The sequence below is a fragment of the Pseudomonas sp. AC016 genome, from assembly GCF_979253365.1.
The window spans coordinates 278,170-296,831 of sequence record NZ_CEEDCC010000001.1; the positions used below are offsets into that span (position 1 = coordinate 278,170).

18 protein-coding genes are annotated in these 18,662 nt (G+C 61.2%); 7 read left to right on the forward strand and 11 right to left on the reverse strand.

The genetic code is table 11. The annotated features are described in order from the left end of the window. Window positions 1–53: 53 nt before the first annotated feature. Together AC0IXS_RS01055 and rpiB are read right to left on the reverse strand one after the other, a co-directional pair. Window positions 54–1,034: a sugar-binding transcriptional regulator gene (locus tag AC0IXS_RS01055; protein ID WP_004885472.1), complete on the reverse strand. Its 981-nt coding sequence runs from the start codon at window positions 1,032–1,034 to the stop codon at window positions 54–56. A gap of 63 nt (window positions 1,035–1,097) precedes the next feature. Beyond that, the gene (gene rpiB / locus AC0IXS_RS01060) at window positions 1,098–1,559 is read right to left on the reverse strand and encodes a ribose 5-phosphate isomerase B (protein WP_004885473.1); all 462 of its coding nucleotides are present in this window, start codon (window positions 1,557–1,559) and stop codon (window positions 1,098–1,100) included. 278 nt (window positions 1,560–1,837) lie between these two features. Between rpiB and AC0IXS_RS01065 the strand changes: the two genes are divergently transcribed. The 7 genes from AC0IXS_RS01065 to dhaL all read left to right on the forward strand — a co-directional run bounded on the left by AC0IXS_RS01065 (window position 1,838) and on the right by dhaL (window position 9,165). Further along, complete coding sequence (locus AC0IXS_RS01065) at window positions 1,838–3,325, forward strand: sugar ABC transporter ATP-binding protein (RefSeq protein ID WP_191954068.1); 1,488 nt, start codon at window positions 1,838–1,840, stop codon at window positions 3,323–3,325. Further along, the gene (locus tag AC0IXS_RS01070) at window positions 3,322–4,299 is read left to right on the forward strand and encodes an ABC transporter permease (protein WP_057408467.1); all 978 of its coding nucleotides are present in this window, start codon (window positions 3,322–3,324) and stop codon (window positions 4,297–4,299) included. Before AC0IXS_RS01065 ends, AC0IXS_RS01070 begins: the two co-directional genes overlap by 4 nt. Before the next feature lie 52 nt (window positions 4,300–4,351). Further along, the gene (locus AC0IXS_RS01075) at window positions 4,352–5,362 is read left to right on the forward strand and encodes a substrate-binding domain-containing protein (RefSeq protein WP_004885479.1); all 1,011 of its coding nucleotides are present in this window, start codon (window positions 4,352–4,354) and stop codon (window positions 5,360–5,362) included. Between the two features lie 214 nt (window positions 5,363–5,576). Next, a complete protein-coding gene (locus AC0IXS_RS01080) occupies window positions 5,577–6,332 on the forward strand; it encodes an SDR family oxidoreductase (protein WP_057408466.1) in 756 nt (251 codons plus the stop codon). Between the two features lie 27 nt (window positions 6,333–6,359). Then, the gene (locus AC0IXS_RS01085) at window positions 6,360–7,475 is read left to right on the forward strand and encodes an MDR/zinc-dependent alcohol dehydrogenase-like family protein (RefSeq protein ID WP_025995849.1); all 1,116 of its coding nucleotides are present in this window, start codon (window positions 6,360–6,362) and stop codon (window positions 7,473–7,475) included. Between the two features lie 40 nt (window positions 7,476–7,515). After that, entirely contained in the window at window positions 7,516–8,517 is a 1,002-nt protein-coding gene (locus AC0IXS_RS01090) for a dihydroxyacetone kinase subunit DhaK (RefSeq protein WP_122668035.1), read from the forward strand. 3 nt (window positions 8,518–8,520) lie between these two features. Continuing rightward, window positions 8,521–9,165 (forward strand): dihydroxyacetone kinase subunit DhaL, encoded by a 645-nt coding sequence (dhaL, locus tag AC0IXS_RS01095; RefSeq protein WP_057408464.1) that lies wholly within the window; start codon window positions 8,521–8,523, stop codon window positions 9,163–9,165. Between the two features lie 30 nt (window positions 9,166–9,195). Here dhaL and AC0IXS_RS01100 read toward each other — a convergent pair whose 3' ends face one another. The 9 genes from AC0IXS_RS01100 to AC0IXS_RS01140 form a co-directional block, all read right to left on the reverse strand. Beyond that, window positions 9,196–9,783, reverse strand: a complete 588-nt coding sequence (locus AC0IXS_RS01100; RefSeq protein ID WP_122668036.1) for a peroxidase-related enzyme — start codon at window positions 9,781–9,783, stop codon at window positions 9,196–9,198. Continuing rightward, a complete protein-coding gene (locus AC0IXS_RS01105; protein ID WP_057408470.1) occupies window positions 9,780–10,304 on the reverse strand; it encodes a CMD domain-containing protein in 525 nt (174 codons plus the stop codon). The genes AC0IXS_RS01100 and AC0IXS_RS01105 overlap by 4 nt, the downstream gene beginning before the upstream one ends. A gap of 71 nt (window positions 10,305–10,375) precedes the next feature. Beyond that, window positions 10,376–11,941 carry an ABC transporter substrate-binding protein gene (locus AC0IXS_RS01110; protein WP_057408462.1) on the reverse strand — a complete coding sequence of 522 codons (1,566 nt, stop codon included), beginning with the start codon at window positions 11,939–11,941 and terminating at the stop codon, window positions 10,376–10,378. A 57-nt stretch (window positions 11,942–11,998) separates the two neighbouring features. Further along, window positions 11,999–13,012: an ABC transporter ATP-binding protein gene (locus AC0IXS_RS01115; protein ID WP_137202064.1), complete on the reverse strand. Its 1,014-nt coding sequence runs from the start codon at window positions 13,010–13,012 to the stop codon at window positions 11,999–12,001. After that, window positions 13,002–14,006 carry an ABC transporter ATP-binding protein gene (locus AC0IXS_RS01120; protein WP_029242706.1) on the reverse strand — a complete coding sequence of 335 codons (1,005 nt, stop codon included), beginning with the start codon at window positions 14,004–14,006 and terminating at the stop codon, window positions 13,002–13,004. The genes AC0IXS_RS01115 and AC0IXS_RS01120 overlap by 11 nt, the downstream gene beginning before the upstream one ends. Then, a complete protein-coding gene (locus tag AC0IXS_RS01125; RefSeq protein ID WP_025995841.1) occupies window positions 14,003–14,923 on the reverse strand; it encodes an ABC transporter permease in 921 nt (306 codons plus the stop codon). Before AC0IXS_RS01125 ends, AC0IXS_RS01120 begins: the two co-directional genes overlap by 4 nt. After that, window positions 14,920–15,894 carry an ABC transporter permease gene (locus AC0IXS_RS01130; RefSeq protein WP_122586034.1) on the reverse strand — a complete coding sequence of 325 codons (975 nt, stop codon included), beginning with the start codon at window positions 15,892–15,894 and terminating at the stop codon, window positions 14,920–14,922. The genes AC0IXS_RS01125 and AC0IXS_RS01130 overlap by 4 nt, the downstream gene beginning before the upstream one ends. Further along, window positions 15,891–17,351 (reverse strand): NAD(P)-binding domain-containing protein, encoded by a 1,461-nt coding sequence (locus tag AC0IXS_RS01135; protein WP_471823498.1) that lies wholly within the window; start codon window positions 17,349–17,351, stop codon window positions 15,891–15,893. Before AC0IXS_RS01135 ends, AC0IXS_RS01130 begins: the two co-directional genes overlap by 4 nt. A gap of 213 nt (window positions 17,352–17,564) precedes the next feature. After that, complete coding sequence (locus AC0IXS_RS01140; protein ID WP_137202061.1) at window positions 17,565–18,515, reverse strand: LysR family transcriptional regulator; 951 nt, start codon at window positions 18,513–18,515, stop codon at window positions 17,565–17,567. Window positions 18,516–18,662 lie beyond the last annotated feature (147 nt).

Sequence of the window (18,662 nt, forward strand, 5' to 3'; positions counted from 1 at the left end):
ACGCAGTAAAGCGGTTTATGAAAGTGTTGGCAAGGCAACAAACCGTCAGGTCGTCATACTTTGCGCGTGGCGTCATCCAGCGCAAGGATGGTGTGAGCGTTGGTCACAGTGGTCGCGAGGGTGTTGATCACACCGGAACGCAAAGCGCCCAGTGTCGCCGCCGCCTTGGTGTTTTCGCTGGCGATGGCCACCACATCCGGGATGCGAAACAGCTCCTGCACCGTCAGCCCGATCACCCTGCCCTGAATGGCATTGACCGCGGGCTGGCCATGAATGTCGATGAAGTCGTAGCCCATCATGTCGCCGACCGTGCCGGACAGCCGGGCCTGGGCGATTTCCTGAGGCGAGAACCAGCCCATGCGCACCATGTTGCTGTTCTCACTCATGTCACCGATGCCGATCAAGGCAATGTCGGCACGTCGCGCACGGTCCAGGGTAGAACGCACGGTGTCGTTATTGATCAGCACGCCACGCAATTCAGGATTGGCGACCAGCGCCGGGGCGTACAGGCTTTCGCTTTCGCCGCCGAAACGCAGCGCCAGACGGCGACAGATGTGATCGGGGTTCATGTACTCGCCTGCCTTGAGCGAGCCGCCGATGGCACAGACAAAGGTGCAGTTGCGGGTCACGGGCAGGAACACATTGTCCGCCACCGCGCCCACGTTGCGCCCCATGCCTACGGCGACGATCATGCCGTCACTCAGGGTCTTGTTCAGGTAGTTGGCAACCAGGCTGGCCACCGCAGAACGCTGGGTGTCGGGGTCGCTGTGATCGACCGCAATCAGCGCGCGATCCAGTTGAAAACGCTCGACCAGCGCCTGTTCAAGTTCATTGTTCATCGCCGGGTGCTGCAGAACACGCACTTCGACAATGCCTTCGTCACGCGCGCGTTTGAGCAGTCGACTGACTTTTGCGCGGGACAGGTCAAAACGTTTGGCGATGGCTTCCTGAGTGACGTTCTCGAGGTAATAAAGCATCGCGACCTCGGTCATCAGATCGATGTCGCTGGCCATGCGCTGGTTACTGTCACTCATGTGGACGGGCTTCCGTTTCGACGTCAAAGGCGCATTCTCCCTACTCCCGGCCCTCTGCGTCCACTACTGATGCCCGTCGCGCTCGATGGCGCTGATGCGGTCGACCTTGGCACCCGAGCGCGCCGCCTCGAACTCCGACTCCAGAAACGACTTGACGATGCTTTTCGCCAGCTCCACGCCGATCACCCGCGCACCGATGGACAGGATCTGCGCATCGTTGCTTTTGCGCGCCCGTTCAGCCGAATAAGTGTCGTGGGCCTGCGCTGCACGAATGCCCAACACCTTGTTGGCCGAGATCGCCATGCCGATTCCCGTCCCGCACACCAGTATGCCGAGCCGCTGCTGCCCGGCATTGATGGCCGTTGCCACGGCAAGGGCAATGTCCGGATACAGCACCGGCGCTGTCGAGTGGGTGCCGAAGTCGGTTACCGGATGCCCCAGCGTTTCGATGTGCCGCTTCAACAACTCTTTGAGTTCATAACCCGCTTCATCGCACCCGATGGCCACCGGGAAAAGTGTGTTCATGGCGTTTGGCTCCACTGCCGGGGTCACATACCACTGACCAAATGTTCAATCGGTGAAATTCCGATCACTTATTTCTCAGATATTAGCGGGATACTGTCAAGCAAGTTTTCGACGCAGATTCAAACGATCGCTTAAAAACTGGCCTTAACCCTGATTTAAAAGCCGTTTGAAATTTATCGAGGAAAGAGATTGACTGCACAGAATTTCATTTGATACACATATGCTCACTGAGCCACACCAGTGCACCTAATAAGAATTCACAGCACGAGGACACGCCGATGGCCATGCCATTACTGCTCCAGGCTGAACATGTCGCCAAGGCCTACGCCGGCATTCCTGCCCTGCGTGACGGCCGTCTCTCGTTGCGCGCAGGCAGTGTTCACGCCCTGTGCGGCGGTAACGGCGCAGGCAAATCGACCTTTCTCAGTATTCTGATGGGCATCACCCAGCGTGACGCCGGGACCATCCTGCTCAACGGCAATCCGGTGCAATTCAATCGCCCAGGCGATGCGCTGGCTGCCGGGATCGCGATGATCACCCAGGAACTCGAGCCCATCCCGTACATGACCGTCGCCGAAAACATATGGCTGGGCCGTGAGCCACGCCGGGCGGGCTGCATTGTCGATACCCGCGAACTCAACAGGCGCACCCGCGAGCTGCTGGAGAGCCTGGAATTCGAGGTCGAGGCCACCAGCCCCATGCATCGCCTGAGCGTGGCGCAGATTCAACTGGTAGAAATCGCCAAGGCTTTCAGTCACGACTGCGAAGTCATGATCATGGATGAGCCCACCTCGGCCATCGGCGAGCGCGAAGCACAAACGCTGTTCAAGGCCATTCGCCGCCTGACCGCGCGAGGCGCCGGTATTGTCTATGTCTCACACCGCCTCAGTGAGCTGGCGCAGATTGCCGATGACTACACCATCTTCCGCGATGGGGCTTTTGTCGAAACCGGCCGCATGGCGGACATTGATCGCGCCCATCTGGTGCGCGGCATCGTCGGCCAGGAGCTGACACGCATCGACCACAAAGTCGGTCGCGAATGCGCTGCTGAATGCTGCCTGAACGTTGACAGCCTGAGTCGTAACGGCGAGTTCCACGACATCAGCCTTCAACTGCGTCAGGGCGAGATTCTCGGCATCTACGGCCTGATGGGCTCGGGACGCAGCGAGTTTCTCAACTGTATATACGGACTGACCACGCCGGACTCAGGCACCGTTACCCTGCTGGGCAAGCCCGTACCGGTCGGCCTGCCCAAGGCAACGATACGCGCAGGCATGTCGCTGGTGACCGAAGACCGCAAGGACAGCGGCCTGGTGCTGACCAGCAGCATTCTCTCCAACATTGCCCTCTCGGCGTACAAGCGCCTGTCGACCTGGTCGCTGATCGACGCACGCAAGGAAACCCGTCTGGCCGAAGACATGGTCAGGCGCCTGCAGATCAAGACCACTTCACTGGACCTGCCCGTCGCCTCCATGAGCGGCGGCAATCAACAGAAAGTGGTGCTTGCCAAGTGCCTGTCCACCGAGCCCGTCTGCCTGCTGTGCGATGAGCCGACCCGGGGCATCGACGAAGGTGCCAAGCAGGAGATCTATCACCTGCTGGACCAGTTCGTGCGCGCCGGTGGCGCTGCCATCGTGGTGTCTTCGGAAGCGCCGGAACTGTTGCGCCTGAGTGACCGAATCGCCGTATTCAAGGCCGGAAAGCTGGTAACCATCAGCAGCGACACCGACCTTTCCCAGGAAGCCCTGTTGAGTCTTGCCTCATGAATGCCAAAACCGTCATCGCCCCCGCTAACGCTGCACCCCGAAGCCGCCTGCGTTTGTCCCTGGACCGTTTCGGCCTGCCGCTGGTGTTCATCGTGCTGTGTATCGTGATGGCGTTCTCCAGCGAGTACTTCATGACCTGGCGCAACTGGATGGACATCCTGCGTCAGACCTCCATCAACGGCATTCTCGCGGTCGGCATGACCTACGTGATCCTGACCAAGGGCATCGACCTGTCGGTCGGTTCGATTCTGGCCTTCGCCGGGCTGTGCAGCGCGCTGGTTGCGACCCAGGGCTATGGATTGCTGGCGGCAGTGAGTGCCGGGATGTTCGCCGGGGCAATGCTGGGCGTGGTTAACGGTTTCATGGTTGCCAACCTGTCGATTCCGCCCTTTGTCGCGACCCTCGGCATGCTCAGCATCGCGCGCGGCATGACCTTCATTCTCAACGACGGCAGCCCGGTGACTGACCTGCCTGAAGCCTATCTGGCGCTGGGCACCGGGCGAATCGGGCCGGTTGGTGTGCCGATCATCATCTTCGCTGTGGTGGCGCTGATTTTCTGGATGGTGCTGCGTTACACCACCTATGGCCGCTACGTGTACGCCGTGGGTGGCAACGAGAAAAGCGCCCGCACCTCAGGCATCGGCGTGCGCAAGGTGATGTTCTCGGTGTACGTGGTTTCTGGATTGCTGGCGGGGCTGGCCGGTGTGGTGCTGTCCGCCCGAACCACGTCCGCCCTGCCCCAGGCCGGCATGTCGTATGAACTGGATGCCATCGCAGCCGTGGTCATCGGCGGCACCAGCCTGTCAGGCGGCACGGGCAGTATCGTTGGCACCCTGTTCGGCGCGTTGTTGATCGGCGTGATCAACAACGGCCTGAACCTGCTCGGCGTGTCCTCCTATTACCAGCAGGTCGCCAAGGGCCTGATCATCGTGTTCGCAGTACTGATCGACGTGTGGCGCAAGAAAAAACGCTAATCGCTTTTCCTCTGAATGAACGACTGACTACAACAATAACGGAGTTCTCATCATGAAATTCGGCACATCCCTGGCCGCTGTCGCGGCGCTCACCCTGCTTGCCAGCAGCATTTCCCTGGCAGCTGACGGCAAGACCTACAAGATCGGCGCAGCCGTTTACGGGCTCAAAGGCCAGTTCATGCAGAACTGGGTTCGCGAGCTCAAGCAGCACCCGGCGGTCAAGGATGGCACCGTCCAAATCACCGTGTTCGACGGTAACTACGACGCGCTGACCCAGAACAACCAGATCGAAACCATGATCACGCAGCACTACGACGCGATCATCTTCGTGCCCATCGACACCAAGGCCGGCGTCGGCACCGTGGCCCGCGCCATGGAAAACGATATTCCGGTCATCGCGTCCAACACTCGCGTGGCCGGGACCAAAGTGCCCTACGTCGGCAACGATGATGTCGAGGGCGGACGCCTGCAGGCTCAGGCCATGGTCGACAAGATCAAAGGCAAGGGCAACGTGGTGATCATTCAGGGGCCAATTGGCCAGTCGGCCCAGATCGACCGTGAAAAGGGCGAGATGGAAGTCCTGAAGAAACACCCTGATATCAAGATCATTGAAATGAAAACCGCCAACTGGTCGCGTGCCGAAGCGTTGGCCCTGACTGAAGACTGGCTCAACGCGCACCCCAATGGCGGCATTTCCGGGATCATCGCCCAGAACGACGACATGGCCCTCGGCGCCTTGCAAGCCGTCAAATCCCGCGGTCTGACGCCAGCCGAGGTGCCCGTCACCTCCATCGACGGCATGCCGGACGCCATTCAGGCTGCCAAGAAAAACGAAGTCACCACCTTCCTGCAGGATGCCCAGGCCCAATCCCAGGGCGCGCTCGACGTCGCACTGCGCGCCCTCGCCGGCAAGGATTACAAGCCGCAGTCCGTGATCTGGGAGCGTTACGCGAAAGACGTGAAATGGGGTGATGGCACCGACAAGAACTACATCCTGCCATGGGTGCCAGTGACCGACGCCAACGCCGATGCGCTGTATCAGCAGGTGAGTGGCGGCAAGTAACCCTCTGCTGATCGTTCCGATGCGCTGCGTTCGGCGTCATACAAGTTCTGATGGCGAAATACGAAAACTGATCGTTCCCACGCTCTGCGTGGGAACGCCGCCCAGGAAGCTCCGCGTCCGCTCTCGGATATGACGCAGAGCGTCACGGGCTGCATGCCCACGCAGAGCGATGGGCAAGATCAGTGTGTTCCCTCCAACAACAGGAGTCATGTTCATGTCTGGATTCTGGAATCAGGCCTTCGACCTTACCGGCAAATGCGCCGTCATCACGGGCGGCGCGGCCGGGATCGGTCTGGCCTGTGCCAGCCTGCTGGTCGAACGCGGTGCGCGGGTTGCGTTGCTTGATCGTGACCCCGCAGTGGTTGAAGTCGCAGCACGCCTGGGCGACGGCCATCTTGGCATCGCCGTGGACCTGCGTCAGCTCGATCAGGTGCAACGCAGCGTCGACCACGCCTTTGAGCACTTCAATCGCCTGGATTACCTGATCAATAGCGCGGGCGTCGCGCTGCTGGACAAGGCCGTCGATGTCAGCGAAGACGCCTGGGACACCACGCTGGACATCAACCTCAAGGCCAGCTTCTTCGTCGCTCAGGCCTGCGCACGGCACATGCTCGCGCAAGGCGGCGGGCGCATCGTCAACCTGGCGTCACAGGCTGCGGTGATCGGCCTGGATCGGCATGTCGCCTACTGCGCCAGCAAGGCTGCGGTGGTCGGCATGACCAAAGTACTGGCTATGGAGTGGGCGCCGCACATCAACGTCAATGCCATCTCCCCCACCATCGTCGAAACCGCGCTGGGCAAGAAAGCCTGGGCGGGCGAGCTGGGTGAAAAGGCCAGATTGCAGATCCCGGCGGGACGCTTCGCCCAGCCGGAAGAAATTGCCGGGCTGGCGCTTTACCTGCTCAGCGACGTCGCCGCCATGATCACCGGAGAGAACGTGGTGATCGACGGTGGCTACAGCATTCAGTAATCCCATTACAGTCGCGAGGTTCTCGTCATGTCCACCGCTACCGAACGTACCGCCGAACAACTCTCTCCCGTGATTCCCGCCACCATGCAGGCCGTGGTCTGTCATGGCCCGGAAGACTACCGGCTTGAAACGGTCGACGTCCCGACGCCCGGCCCGGACGAGATCCTGACCAAGGTCGAGCTGTGCGGAATCTGCATGGGCGACATCAAGACCTATCGCGGGGCGCCCTCATTCTGGGGCGATGCCGAGCAGCCGCGCTACGTAAAACCGCCAATGATTCCCGGCCATGAGTTCGTCTGCCGTGTGGTCGCTCTCGGCCCGGGCGCGGAAAAACGCGGCGTGAAGATTGGTGACCGGGTGATTTCCGAGCAGATCGTGCCGTGCTGGGGCTGCCGCTTCTGTAATCACGGGCAGTACTGGATGTGCCAGAAGCATGATCTCTACGGTTTTCAGAACAACGTTCAGGGCGCCATGGCCCAGTACATGATCTTTACCAAGGAAGGCATCATCCACAAAGTGCCCGACTCCATTGCACCGGACGAAGCGATTCTGATCGAGCCGCTGGCTTGCTCGCTGCACGCCGCAGAACGCGCCAATGTCGATTTCGACGACGTGGTGGTGGTTGCCGGAGCCGGAACGCTGGGCCTGGGGATCATTGGCGCGGTGCGCATGCGCAACCCGAAAAAGCTCATCGTGCTGGACATGAAACCCGAACGCGCCGCCCTCGCCCTGCGTATGGGTGCGGATGAAGTCTGGAACCCGGCCGAGGTCGATGTACTGGCGAAGATCCGCGAAATCACCGAAGGCTACGGCTGCGACATCTATATAGAAGCCACCGGACACCACAAGGCAGTCAACCAGGGCCTGGCAATGCTGCGCAAGCTGGGTCGTTTCGTTGAATTCAGTGTGTTCAACGACGAGGCCACGGTAGATTGGTCGATCATCGGCGACCGCAAGGAACTGGACGTGCTGGGCTCACATCTGGGCCCCTACATGTACCCACGCGCCATCGATTTCATTGGCAATCGCAAGATCGACATGCGAGACGTGGTCACCCACAAATTCCCCCTCGCCGATTTCAAGGAAGCCTTCGCCGTGATGGAACGCGGCGACAAGTCGCTGAAAGTGGTGCTGGAACCGTAACACGCACGCTCCTTATAAAAAGAACACAGGAAACCGCGTTATGAATCGAGTCATCAACGATCCGGACCAAGTGGTCGAGGACATGCTGCGCGGCATTCTGGTTGCGCACCCCGAGCTGTCGCAAGGCGACAGCAATCCCCGAGTCATCAGCAAGACCACGCCTTCACCCCACGGCCGGGTCGGCATCGTCACCGGTGGCGGTTCGGGTCACGAGCCAGCGTTTCTCGGCTATGTCGGCCCAGGCCTGGTCGATGCCGTGGCAGTCGGCGAGATTTTCTCGTCCCCTACCGCCAAAAGCTTCTTCGATGCTTTCCGCGCAGCTGATCGTGACGCTGGCGTGGCCTGCCTGTACGGCAACTACGCCGGTGACAACATGAACGTAAAGCTGGCGATGAAAATGGCCGCCAGCAAGGACTTGCAGATTCGCACCGTGGTCGCCAATGACGACGTGGCCTCGGCACCCAAAGCCGACATTGCCAAGCGACGCGGCGTGGCCGGTGAGATTTTCATGTGGAAGACCGGCGGCGCTGCCGCAGCGCTGGGCTACGACCTGGACGGCGTGATCCGTGTCGCCCAGAAAGCCGTCGATCAGTGCCGCTCCATCGGCATCGGCCTGACGCCCTGCACCATCGCGGCAGTCGGCAAGCCCAACTTCCAGATCCCGGACGGCCAGATGGAACTGGGTATCGGCCACCACGGCGAACCCGGCATTGAGGTCATCCCCATCGAGTCCGCCGCCGCCATGGCCGAACGCATGCTGGCGCCGATTCTCGCTGACCGGGATTTCCATCAGGACGACAGCGTCGTGGTGCTGGTGTCGGGACTCGGCGCAACGCCGGTCATGGAGCTGTACATCTTCTACGCCGAAGTCGAACGCCAGCTCAAGGCGCGCGGCCTGAACATTCATCGCTGCTACGTCGGCAACTACTTCACGTCTCTGGAAATGATGGGCGTGACCCTGACCCTGCTCGGCCTGGACGCCGAGCTGAAAACCCTGATCGACTACCCTTGCCGATCCATCGGCATGACCCAGGCGGAGTGAACCATGAGCCAGCATTTTTCCTCTCGTGACGGCAGCGCCATCGTCACCGATCTGGTCACCGTGATCGTGGCCAACCGTGAATACCTCAGTGAAGTCGATGGTGCCATCGGTGATGGCGACCACGGCATCAACATGGCCAAGGGTTTTGCCCACTGCGGTCGCAGCATCGAGGGCCGACATCTGACCCTTGCCGAGGCACTCGACGAACTTACGCTGAGCCTGATGGAAGGTATCGGCGGCTCCATGGGTCCACTGTATGGCAGCCTGTTCATTGGCATGGCCGATGAAGTACGCGGCAGTGAGCAGATCGACGCAGCAACCTTCGCCCATTTGTTGCGCGGCGGACTCACCTCCCTGCAGGACATCACCGAAGCAGGCGTGGGCGACAAGTGCCTGATGGACACCTTGATTCCAGCGGTCGAAGCCTTCGAGCAGGCCCACGCCTCGGGCGCCTCGTTCAACGATGCGCTGGAAGCCATGAAACGCGCAGCCTCACAGGGACGCGACTCGACCAGGGACCTGATGGCCAAAATTGGCCGCGCCAGCCGTCTGGGCGAACGCTCTATCGGCGTGCTGGATGCGGGCGCGGTGTCGTGTTGCCTGATCCTGACCCGGCTGGCGGATTCGGTGCAGCCACGGCTGGTCTAGCCGCGGCACCGGATGCTGATCCCGAGGTTATCAGGCCTCGGGAAAAACCGGCTCCCCCAGATTCAGCATCAACCGATTGGCCCATGCGAAAATCGAGATCGCATGAATCAGGTCCAGCACCTGCGCGTCGTCCAGCCCCTGCTCGCGCAGCGCGCTGATACTTCCGGCATTGAGCGAAACGGGTTCAAGCGTCAGGTCGATGGCGAACTGCACGATAGCGCGCTCACGATCAGTGGTGCCCGCAGTGGCCGGGTCAGCGAACACCTGAGCGATGACGTCGTTACGTTTGGCCAGTTGTTCGAAGCGTTGCGCATGCACCGAGGCGCAGTACACACAGCGGTTGACGCGAGAGACCACGGTGCTGGCCAATTCGCGCTCGGCGCGGGACAGACCGCCTGGCGCGTACATGATGGCGTTGAATGCCTGAGAACGCTGACGAAGAATTGCCGGGTGATGCGCCAGGGTCAGGTAGTAATCCGAGGTTTTGGCCTGCGGATGGCTTTCTTCGAGCACGGCGAGCTGTTCAGACGTAGCGCTGTTCAGATCGACGGTGGGCAGCCAGGCTTTCCAGCCAAGCACCTGATTGGTGAAGCCATTGCTTTCGATAAGCTCGCTCATTGGGCTGCTCCGGCAGAGTGCAGTGCAGCCAGCCCGGCGGCCAGACGCACTTGATAGGACATGAACGCAATCAGCTGTGCGAGCACCACGATTTCGGCGGTGCTCAACCCTTCGTGCTGCAATGCCAGCAGCGCGGCCTGATCACCATGCACCGGCGACTCGATCAACGTGCGGGTGAAACGCAGAATCGCAGCGAGCCGTGCATCGTCCAGCACATCAACGGCACCCGCATCGACGTCGGCCAGTACCGGAGCTTTTATTCCCAGAGCCTGCAATTGCTTCAGGTAATGCGCGGTCAGCGTGGCCTGCTCGCCGAGCCTTGCGGCGTAATAGGCCACCCACAGGCGCTCACTCAGCGACAGGTCGTTATCCAGTGCCGGATCGAAAAACAGGTCCTGACTGCCTTGGGTTGCCGAAGCCACTTTTTCACGCGCGTGGCGGATCTGGTGCAAAGGGCTGCCCGGCGCAATGTTCAGCAAACTGTCGAGCAGATCCGGCTTTGGGTGAATTTCAGTCGTCAACGTCATGGGCATTCTCACTGTGAGTGTGGCCTTCGCACCGCGCGTCAAATGCTGATGCGAAGGCAGAGAGATCAGGGTTGTTCGGTGACCATGGTCGCAGCTGTGCGGTCGCTGACCAGTGGCTCGACTTTCAGGCCTTTGCGCGCTGCCCAGATGTTCTGGTAATGGAACAATGGAATGATGCCCACGTCATCACTGACGACCTTGACCGAGTCCTGAAGAATCTGGCGGCGTTTGGCTTCATCGAATTCGGCGGTCGAGTCGGCGAGCGCCTTGTCCACCAACGGGTTGCTGTAATGACCCCAGTTGGATGCGCCCTGCCCTTTGGCACTGTCGACGGTGGTCAGGATATTGGTCAGCGCGTACGCCGCCTCGCCCGTTCCATTACCCCAGGCGATGACGCTGATCGCCAGTTCGTTCTTGTTGGCCTTGCCGGCATAAACCGCCCATGGCAGTACTTCCAGCTGGACCTTGACGCCAATGCGCGACCAGAACTGCGCGACGGCCTGCATCACTTCTGGTGCCTGTGGGTAGCGGTCGCCTGGTACATGCACGGTCAATTGAAAGCCTTCGGGAAAACCGGCCTGTGCCAGCAGGTCCTTGGCCTGCTTCGCGTCATACGGGATGTTCTTCACGTCCGGGTTGTAACCGAAGGTATTTGCTGGCATCCACTGATTGGCCTCGGTCACGGTGCCTTGCATGATGCGTTCATTGATGGCCTGACGGTTGATGGCCAGCGACAGTGCCTTGCGCACCCTGACGTCGAGCAGCGGGTTTTCGGGCAGCGGCTTGCCCGCATTGTCGCGAATGAATTCGTTGGGGCCGGCGCGGAAGCTCGGCTGAATCAGCAACGCCCGCAGGCCCTGATAGGCATAGACCTTGACCGTCGGTGTCTGGCGCAAGCGTGCCACATCGGTCGGAGAAACCTTGTCGATCACATCAACGTCACCTGCCAGCAATGCGGCGGTCCGGTTGGCAGCGTTGGCGATGAAGCGGTAATCGACCTTGTCCCAGGTCGGCTTCGCGCCCCAGTAAGCGTCATTGCGCTCAAAAACCGTTCGGTCGCCCGGCACGAAGGACGCGAAACGATAAGGCCCGGTGCCGATCATGGCCTTGCCGGAGTTGTAGTCGGCACTGCTGGCGTTGGCGCCTGCGTGACGGCTGACGATGTAGATCGAATCGACGTCCGGCAGCAGGTTGGCGTTGGGCAGGCGGGTCTTGATGATCAGCGTGTGGTCATCCCTGGCGGTCACGGATGCAACCGTGCGCGTGGCTCCGGCGTAGGACGCCACGCTGCCCGGCACGTTGCGGGCGCGCTCGAAGGAGAACACCATGTCATCCGCAGTCAGTGGCTGGCCGTCCTGCCATTTGACGTCATCACGCAGGTCGAACTCCCACGTGGTGTCATCGACCACTTTCCAGCTTTTCGCCAGGCCCGGCAGCGTCTTGTCGTCGCGGCGGCTGACCAGCGACTCGAACGCATGCAAGGCGACCGAACGGTCTCCGGCGTAGTTGTTCAGTTGCGGATCGAGGGATGAGATCGGGTCGGCATAGCCGATACGCAGGCTCTGCGCCGCCGCACTGCCTGCGGCCAGAACAAGGGCTGAAGCTAACAGGGAACGAACAAGTGGTTTCATGAGAATTCCTGGTACGCAATCAATGGCAAGAGGGAGCACGAGCATCTGCGCGCTCGTTCAGAGGTTGTCGTTGAGGTGACACGCGCTCCGGTGGTTCGGCGAAACCTCCCTCAGCGCTGGAACTTCTTCGCGGCAGCGCGCCATGGCGTGCGGGCAGCGAGGATGGAAATGACACCCGGCAGGCGGGTTCAGCGGGCTGGGGATTTCCCCTTTGATCGCGTCATAACGGGTACTGCGGATATCGAAACGCGGGATCTGCGCCAATAGCGCCTGGGTGTACGGATGATTGGCACGGGCGAACAGATCGTCGACCGATGCCGTTTCGACTACCCGGCCCAGATACATCACGATGACCCGGTCACACAGGTGCTCGACCACCCCAAGGTCATGGCTGATGAACAGGTAGGTCAGGCCCAGCTCATCGCGCAGGTCCATGAACAGGTTGAGAATCTGCGCCTGTATCGACACGTCCAGCGCGGCGACCGACTCATCGCACACCAACAGCTCGGGCTGCACGGCCAGCGCTCTGGCAATACCGATGCGCTGGCGCTGACCACCGCTGAACTGGTGCGGGTAACGCTGGCGCAGTTGCGGACTGAGCCCGGCACGCTGCAGTTGCGCACTGACGTAGTCGTCCATGCCTTTGCTGTCGGTCAGGCCATGCAGCAGCGCACCTTCGCCGACGATACGGTCAACCCGCAGACGCGGATTGAGACTCGACGACGGGTCCTGAAAGATCATCTGTACCTTGAGGCGCAACGCCTTGCGTTCGCTGGCCGTCAGGTTGTCGACGGGCTTGCCGTCCACCGACACCGAGCCCGAAGACACCGGCAGCAGTCCGGCGACCATGCGCCCGAGTGTCGACTTGCCGCAGCCGGACTCCCCGACCAGTCCCACCACCTCGCCCCGTGCGATGCGCAGGTCCACGCCATCCACCGCATGGGTGACAGGTCTGGGTCGCGTCAGGTGCAGGCGCTGCAGAACACCTTGAACGGAGCGTTCAGCCACCGGCTTGCCGAACGTCTTGATGACCTGATGCAGCTCGATCAGGGGAATCTGTTCACTGGACATCGGCAGCTCCCGGATGAAAACAACGCACCGTCTGGCCCGGCGCGATTTCGCGTGGTGCAGGTTCCTGCGCACAGACCGACGAGGCTCTTGGGCAACGGGCGGCAAACGCGCAGCCTTCCGGCATCGACAACAGATCCGGTGCCATGCCGGGAATCTGCCGCAGGCGCTGCCCTCGCCGGTTACGACTGGGCAGGCTGTCGATCAGCCCTTGGGTATAAGGGTGTTGCGGGCGGTCCAGCACATCGGCAACCGAGCCCTGTTCGACGATGCGCCCGGCGTACATGACCGCCACGTCATCGGCCAGCCCGGCCACCACGGACAGGTCGTGGGTGATCCAGATCAGCGACGTACCCTGCTCCCGGACCAGCTTCTGCACTTCGCTGAGAATCTGCGCCTGAATGGTCACATCCAGCGCGGTGGTCGGTTCATCGGCAATGATCAGGTCCGGGGCGTGCAACAGCGCGATGGCAATCGCCACACGCTGACGCATGCCGCCTGACAACTGATGCGGGTAGGCGCGCAGGCGCTCTTCAGGGCTGGCAATGCCCATCAGTGCCAACGTGCGGCTGGCGTGCTCACGTGCTTCGCGCTTGCTGACCGGCCGATGCGCGCGAACGGCCTCGACCATCTGCGTGTCGACCCGCAGGACAGGATTGAGGGTCATCATCGGGTCCTGAAAGATCATCGCGACCCGATTGCCCTGCACGTCGCGCAGTTGCGAGGCCGTGAGTTTCGTCAGGTCACGCCCCTTGAACAGCACCTGACCTGCGCTGATACGGCCCGGCTCGTCGACCAGTCCCAGAATGGAAAACCCCGTCACCGATTTGCCCGACCCCGATTCACCGACCAGCCCGAGAATCCGGCCCGGTTGCACGCTCAATGACACATCACGCACGGCCGGCAGCACGCCTGCGCGGGTATAGAACGAGGTGCACAGCCCGCGCACATCAAGGGTCGGCTGTTCAGCCATCGGCGTTGTTTCAAGCTGGCTCATCGCTGCAACCTCGGGTTCAGCACATCACGCAGCCGGTCGCCCACCAGATTGATCGCGACGATGGTGATCAACAGCGCCAGCCCCGGAAACAGACTGATCCAGTATTCATTGCTGAGCATGTACTGGAAGCCATTGGCAATCAGCAGCCCCAGCGAAGGTTCGGTGACCGGCACACCCAGGCCGAGAAACGAGAGGGTCGCCTCCAGCGTGATGGCGCGGGCAATCTGCAGCGCGCCGATCACGATCAATGGCGGCAGACAGTTGGGCAGGATGTGGCCAATGACAATGCGCCATGGCCCAATGCCCTGCCCGCGCGCCGCATCGACGTATTCACGACGGCTTTCAGTCAGGGCCTGGCCTCTTGCGGTGCGGGCGTAATACGCCCATTCCAGCAATACCAGGGTAAGCATCACGTTACCGACGCCTTTGCCCAGCCAGGCGAGAATCATCAACGCCATGAGGATCACCGGAAACGACAGCAGCAGATCAACCAGACGCATCAACAGCGCATCGACCCAGCCGCCTGCATACGCAGAGACCAGCCCCAGCAACGTGCCGATCACAGCGGCGATCAGTGCCGAACCGATCCCGACCCACAGACTGATGCGCAGGCCGTAAATGATCGCTGAAACCAGATCCCGCCCTTGCCCGTCAGTGCCCAGCCAATAGGTGTAACCGGTGTCCATGTTCGGACTGCCGGGCGCCATGCGGGCATCCATGACGTTCAACTGCATCAGGTCGTAGGGGTTCTGCACCACGATCCAGGGCGCGAGCGCGGCGACCAGAATAATGATCATCAGAATCACCAGACCCAACATGGCAGACGGCGAGCGGGTGAACTCGACCGCCACGCGCCGCCACGGCGACTGCGCTTGCAGACCGACGCTGGCGGTGGCTGTTTTGGAGATGGCATTCATCGGGAAGCCTCGACGCGTACGCGGGGATCGAGCAGGTAATACAAGCCGTCGACGATCAGGTTGAGCACCACGAAAATCACCACGACGACCATCAGGTAAGCGACCACCACCGGGCGATCCAGCATGTTGATGCTGTCCAGAATCAGCTTGCCGGCGCCGGGCCAGGCAAAGATGCTTTCTGTGACCACCGCGTAGGCAATGGTCGAACCCAACTCCATGGCCAGTACCGTGACCACGGGGATCATGGTGTTGCGCATGACGTGCATGCACATCACCCGCAGTGGCGACAGGCCCTTGGCCCGGGCAAATTTGACGAATTCCTGTGGCAGCACCTCACGCACACCCGCGCGGGTCAGGCGCAACACCAGCGAAATCTTGAACAGCGCCAGATTCAGCGCGGGCAACAGCAAGTGCTGCAAGCCGTCCAGCGTCAGCCATGACCACTGCACGCCCAGCCATTCGCGGGTCTCGCCGCGCCCACTGGCGGGCAGCCAGCCCAGCGTGATCGAAAACAGCATGATCATCATCAAGGCCACCCAGAACGCAGGCAGCGAGAAGCCGACAATGCTGCCCGCCATCAGCACCTTCGAAACCGGATGATCCGGCCAGGTCCCGGCAAACATGCCCAGCGGCACGCCGATCACCACCGCCAGAAACAGCGCGCTGAAGGCCAGTTCGAAGGTTGCTGGCAGGCGTTGCAGAATCAGGCGCATCGCGTCTTCGTGATAGACGAAGCTCTGGCCTAGATTGCCGTGGAGTGCGCCCTTGAGAAAGATCAGGTATTGCTGCCACAGCGGCTTGTCCAGACCCAGATGCGCAATCGCCTGCAGGCGCTCGGCCTGATTGAGGTCTTCGCCCACCAGAATGTCCATCGGATTGCCAATGGCGTTCAGGCCGATGAACACCACCAGGGTCATCAGCAGAATCACCAGCAGCGACTGTGTCAGCCGACGCAATGCCCAGCCGATCATGAGCGTAACTCGTCGGCATTCGGCTGGCTGGCGACCCACTCGTCACCCAGCAATTCCGGATCGGCGTAGTCGCGCATGGCCTGAAAGTGCAACGTCACGTCTTCATTGAACAATTGCCCAACCAATGCATGCGCCAGTCGCTTGGAGCCTTCGCTGATCGCCGGGATGTCACCGGACACCGCACCGTAGCTCAACGCTGCCGGGTAGCTGAAACAGTGAATGTGCTCGATTCCGGGGCAGGCACCTGGCGTTTTCTCCTGAAACTCGAAGCAGTTGCCCAGATCCGGCAACTGAGCCAGTTCCGCATCCTGTTCATCGGCAGCCGCCTTGAAGCGGTCCTGCCAGACGCGAATGTGCGCGGAGAACGGTGCGAACTCAGGCCGCTGCGCAAAGTCGGTCCGAAAACCTGTCGCAAACACCACAAAGTCCGCCTTGATCCGTGCCGACGGCGTGTCCAGCCATACGCCACCCGCAGGATGCTGTTCGACACCCACCAGCGGACAACCAAGTAGACACCGTGCCTTGCCCGAGCCGGAGACCCGCAGCGTACTGCCGCGTGGCGGCGGAACCTGTTGAGTGTTGAGGTAATGACGGATGCGCCACTTCCACTCATCCGGCAGGCGCCAGTAACCGTGGACCATCCCCGGATTACCTGCGCCCTTGCCCTTGTTGACACGCGGCAGTACTGCACGGCGAATCAGCAGATCGACGCCTGTCGCGCCCGCTTCCAGCGCAGTCGCGGCGCTGTCCATGGCCGAAGCGCCGCCACCGATCACAGCGACGCGCTTGCCTTCGAACCAGTCGTCCTGCAAGCCGTCAGCGGAGTGAGCCCAAAGATGACGAGGCAGCGACTTCGCGAACTCAGGCACCCAGGGGCCGCCCAGTCCGTCACGGCCGGTCGCCAGCACCACATGGCGTGCCTCGAAGAAAAGAGTCTGCGACGGTGTTTCAATATCCAGCGCGACCAACCCGTCCGCCCTGGGCGCGACCCGGCTGACACGGTGCTCGTTGCGCACGTCCAGGCTCAACACCTTGCGGTACCAGCGCAGGTAGTCGGCCCATTGCAGGCGCGGAATCTTGTCCAGCGTCGCCCAGCCTTCGGTGCCGAACTGCGCTTCGTACCAGGCACGGAATGTCAGCGCTGGAAGCCCGAGCGCCGGCCCCGTGAGCTGTTTGGGCGAGCGCAGGGTTTGCATGCGCGCCGTGGTCGCCCAAGGGCCTTCATAGCCTGCGGGCGATTGATCGAAGATCACGGCGGCCACACCCAGATGGCGCAGCTCTGCAGCCAGCGCAAGCCCCGCCATGCCACCGCCGATGATCGCAACGTCCAGCACGGCCCTGCCCTCGCTCTGGCGTGGTTTGACCCACGGGTTGGCAGGCAGGTCCAGCCAGGCAAGGTCCTGACGCAAGCGTGCTTCCAGTGCCGCAAGACCTGCGGGGGCATCTACATGGGGCATTGATCGGTACTCGGCAAATGATCGGGCAGACAACCCGAGCTTTCATTCAACCTTTCAAAATCCATTCCAATAACGAAATAAATGAATTCATTAAGGCCTTGAATGCTAAAAACGAATACTAAAAGGCGTTTTTTATTCCCGCAACGCGCAAAAAGGCATATTGATATTCCTGAATGTCAGGTTGTGACGATCCTTACGAATATCCGAACGGTCTTATTCGGCGTAAATGCTCTGCAACAGGGCGTCGTGAGCACTGGCTTCATGCATGACCATGTCCGGCAACAGCGTCTTCGCGGTGGTAGCAATTTCATCGATCAGCGCAAGGGCCACATCGGAGTGCGGGCTGGCGAACGCCGAAATCAGGCCGAAGAAAAACGGGATATTGCAGGCAATCGGCCGCACCACCACACCCTGAATTGGCACTCCCATGGCCGTGAACGGATCGACCAGTGCGACTCCCAGCCCTGCCCTGGCCATCTGCATGGCGATCAGTGACGTGTTGGTGTCGAGCATGTGCGGCAACTCGCCGCCCGCTGCCTGAAACGCCTTGTCGATGCGCCGACGGAACCGATAGGGATTGGCCATGGTGATCAGCGTCTGACGCGCCAGCACTTCCATCGGTAGCACGTCATGAGCGGCCAGCGCTGAATCGGCCGGCAATACGGCGACGCAAGGTGCTTCGCCTATCCAGTGAATCTCCAGCCCGCGATGCTCCAGTGGCAGGCTCACCGCCCCCAGGTCCGTGGTCTTGGACAGCACCGCCTGCACCACATTTTCCGGCGACATGCTCTGCAGTTGGATCTGCCGTGGCTTCAAGTGCTCCGGCAGGCGTGCCAGCGCAGCGGGCAGCAACCCGGCGGCCAGGGCCGAAATCGCCACCAGCTTGATCTGATGATTCTCTTCCTCGGCAATATGCTGCGCACGCTGGCGAATGTTGCGAATGCCCAGCAGCGCACTTTCTACTTCGCCATACATCATGAACGCCTTGTGCGTCGGCGTGACCTTCGGCCCGCTGCGCTCGAACAGTGCAAAACCCAGCTCCTGCTCAAGTTCCTGAATCACCCGGGTGACCGACGGCTGCGAGCGGCCGAGCATCTTGCCAGCGGCGGTGACACTGCCCGCCGACATCACTGCCGCAAAGGCTTCAAGTTGACGCAAATCCATAAGAACCCTTGATCGATACCGATGATGGCCGGAGCGCGCGTTGCGCCGCTTGCCGTTCGAGTTGCGAAAGTCTACACGCAGTGTGGAGCGGACGCGCCTGTACGGAGTACGATTTGCAGAGCCTGCACTGCCGCCCGAGAGCCCGAC

Excerpts from the sequence above, each read along its gene's own strand:
- AC0IXS_RS01055 (WP_004885472.1), bottom strand. The coding sequence starts at position 1,034 with ATGAGTGACAGTAACCAGCGCATGGCCAGCGACATCGATCTGATGACC.
- rpiB (WP_004885473.1), bottom strand. The coding sequence starts at position 1,559 with ATGAACACACTTTTCCCGGTGGCCATCGGGTGCGATGAAGCGGGTTAT.
- AC0IXS_RS01065 (WP_191954068.1), top strand. The coding sequence starts at position 1,838 with ATGGCCATGCCATTACTGCTCCAGGCTGAACATGTCGCCAAGGCCTAC.
- AC0IXS_RS01070 (WP_057408467.1), top strand. The coding sequence starts at position 3,322 with ATGAATGCCAAAACCGTCATCGCCCCCGCTAACGCTGCACCCCGAAGC.
- AC0IXS_RS01075 (WP_004885479.1), top strand. The coding sequence starts at position 4,352 with ATGAAATTCGGCACATCCCTGGCCGCTGTCGCGGCGCTCACCCTGCTT.
- AC0IXS_RS01080 (WP_057408466.1), top strand. The coding sequence starts at position 5,577 with ATGTCTGGATTCTGGAATCAGGCCTTCGACCTTACCGGCAAATGCGCC.
- AC0IXS_RS01085 (WP_025995849.1), top strand. The coding sequence starts at position 6,360 with ATGTCCACCGCTACCGAACGTACCGCCGAACAACTCTCTCCCGTGATT.
- AC0IXS_RS01090 (WP_122668035.1), top strand. The coding sequence starts at position 7,516 with ATGAATCGAGTCATCAACGATCCGGACCAAGTGGTCGAGGACATGCTG.
- dhaL (WP_057408464.1), top strand. The coding sequence starts at position 8,521 with ATGAGCCAGCATTTTTCCTCTCGTGACGGCAGCGCCATCGTCACCGAT.
- AC0IXS_RS01100 (WP_122668036.1), bottom strand. The coding sequence starts at position 9,783 with ATGAGCGAGCTTATCGAAAGCAATGGCTTCACCAATCAGGTGCTTGGC.
- AC0IXS_RS01110 (WP_057408462.1), bottom strand. The coding sequence starts at position 11,941 with ATGAAACCACTTGTTCGTTCCCTGTTAGCTTCAGCCCTTGTTCTGGCC.
- AC0IXS_RS01115 (WP_137202064.1), bottom strand. The coding sequence starts at position 13,012 with ATGTCCAGTGAACAGATTCCCCTGATCGAGCTGCATCAGGTCATCAAG.
- AC0IXS_RS01120 (WP_029242706.1), bottom strand. The coding sequence starts at position 14,006 with ATGAGCCAGCTTGAAACAACGCCGATGGCTGAACAGCCGACCCTTGAT.
- AC0IXS_RS01125 (WP_025995841.1), bottom strand. The coding sequence starts at position 14,923 with ATGAATGCCATCTCCAAAACAGCCACCGCCAGCGTCGGTCTGCAAGCG.
- AC0IXS_RS01130 (WP_122586034.1), bottom strand. The coding sequence starts at position 15,894 with ATGATCGGCTGGGCATTGCGTCGGCTGACACAGTCGCTGCTGGTGATT.
- AC0IXS_RS01135 (WP_471823498.1), bottom strand. The coding sequence starts at position 17,351 with ATGCCCCATGTAGATGCCCCCGCAGGTCTTGCGGCACTGGAAGCACGC.
- AC0IXS_RS01140 (WP_137202061.1), bottom strand. The coding sequence starts at position 18,515 with ATGGATTTGCGTCAACTTGAAGCCTTTGCGGCAGTGATGTCGGCGGGC.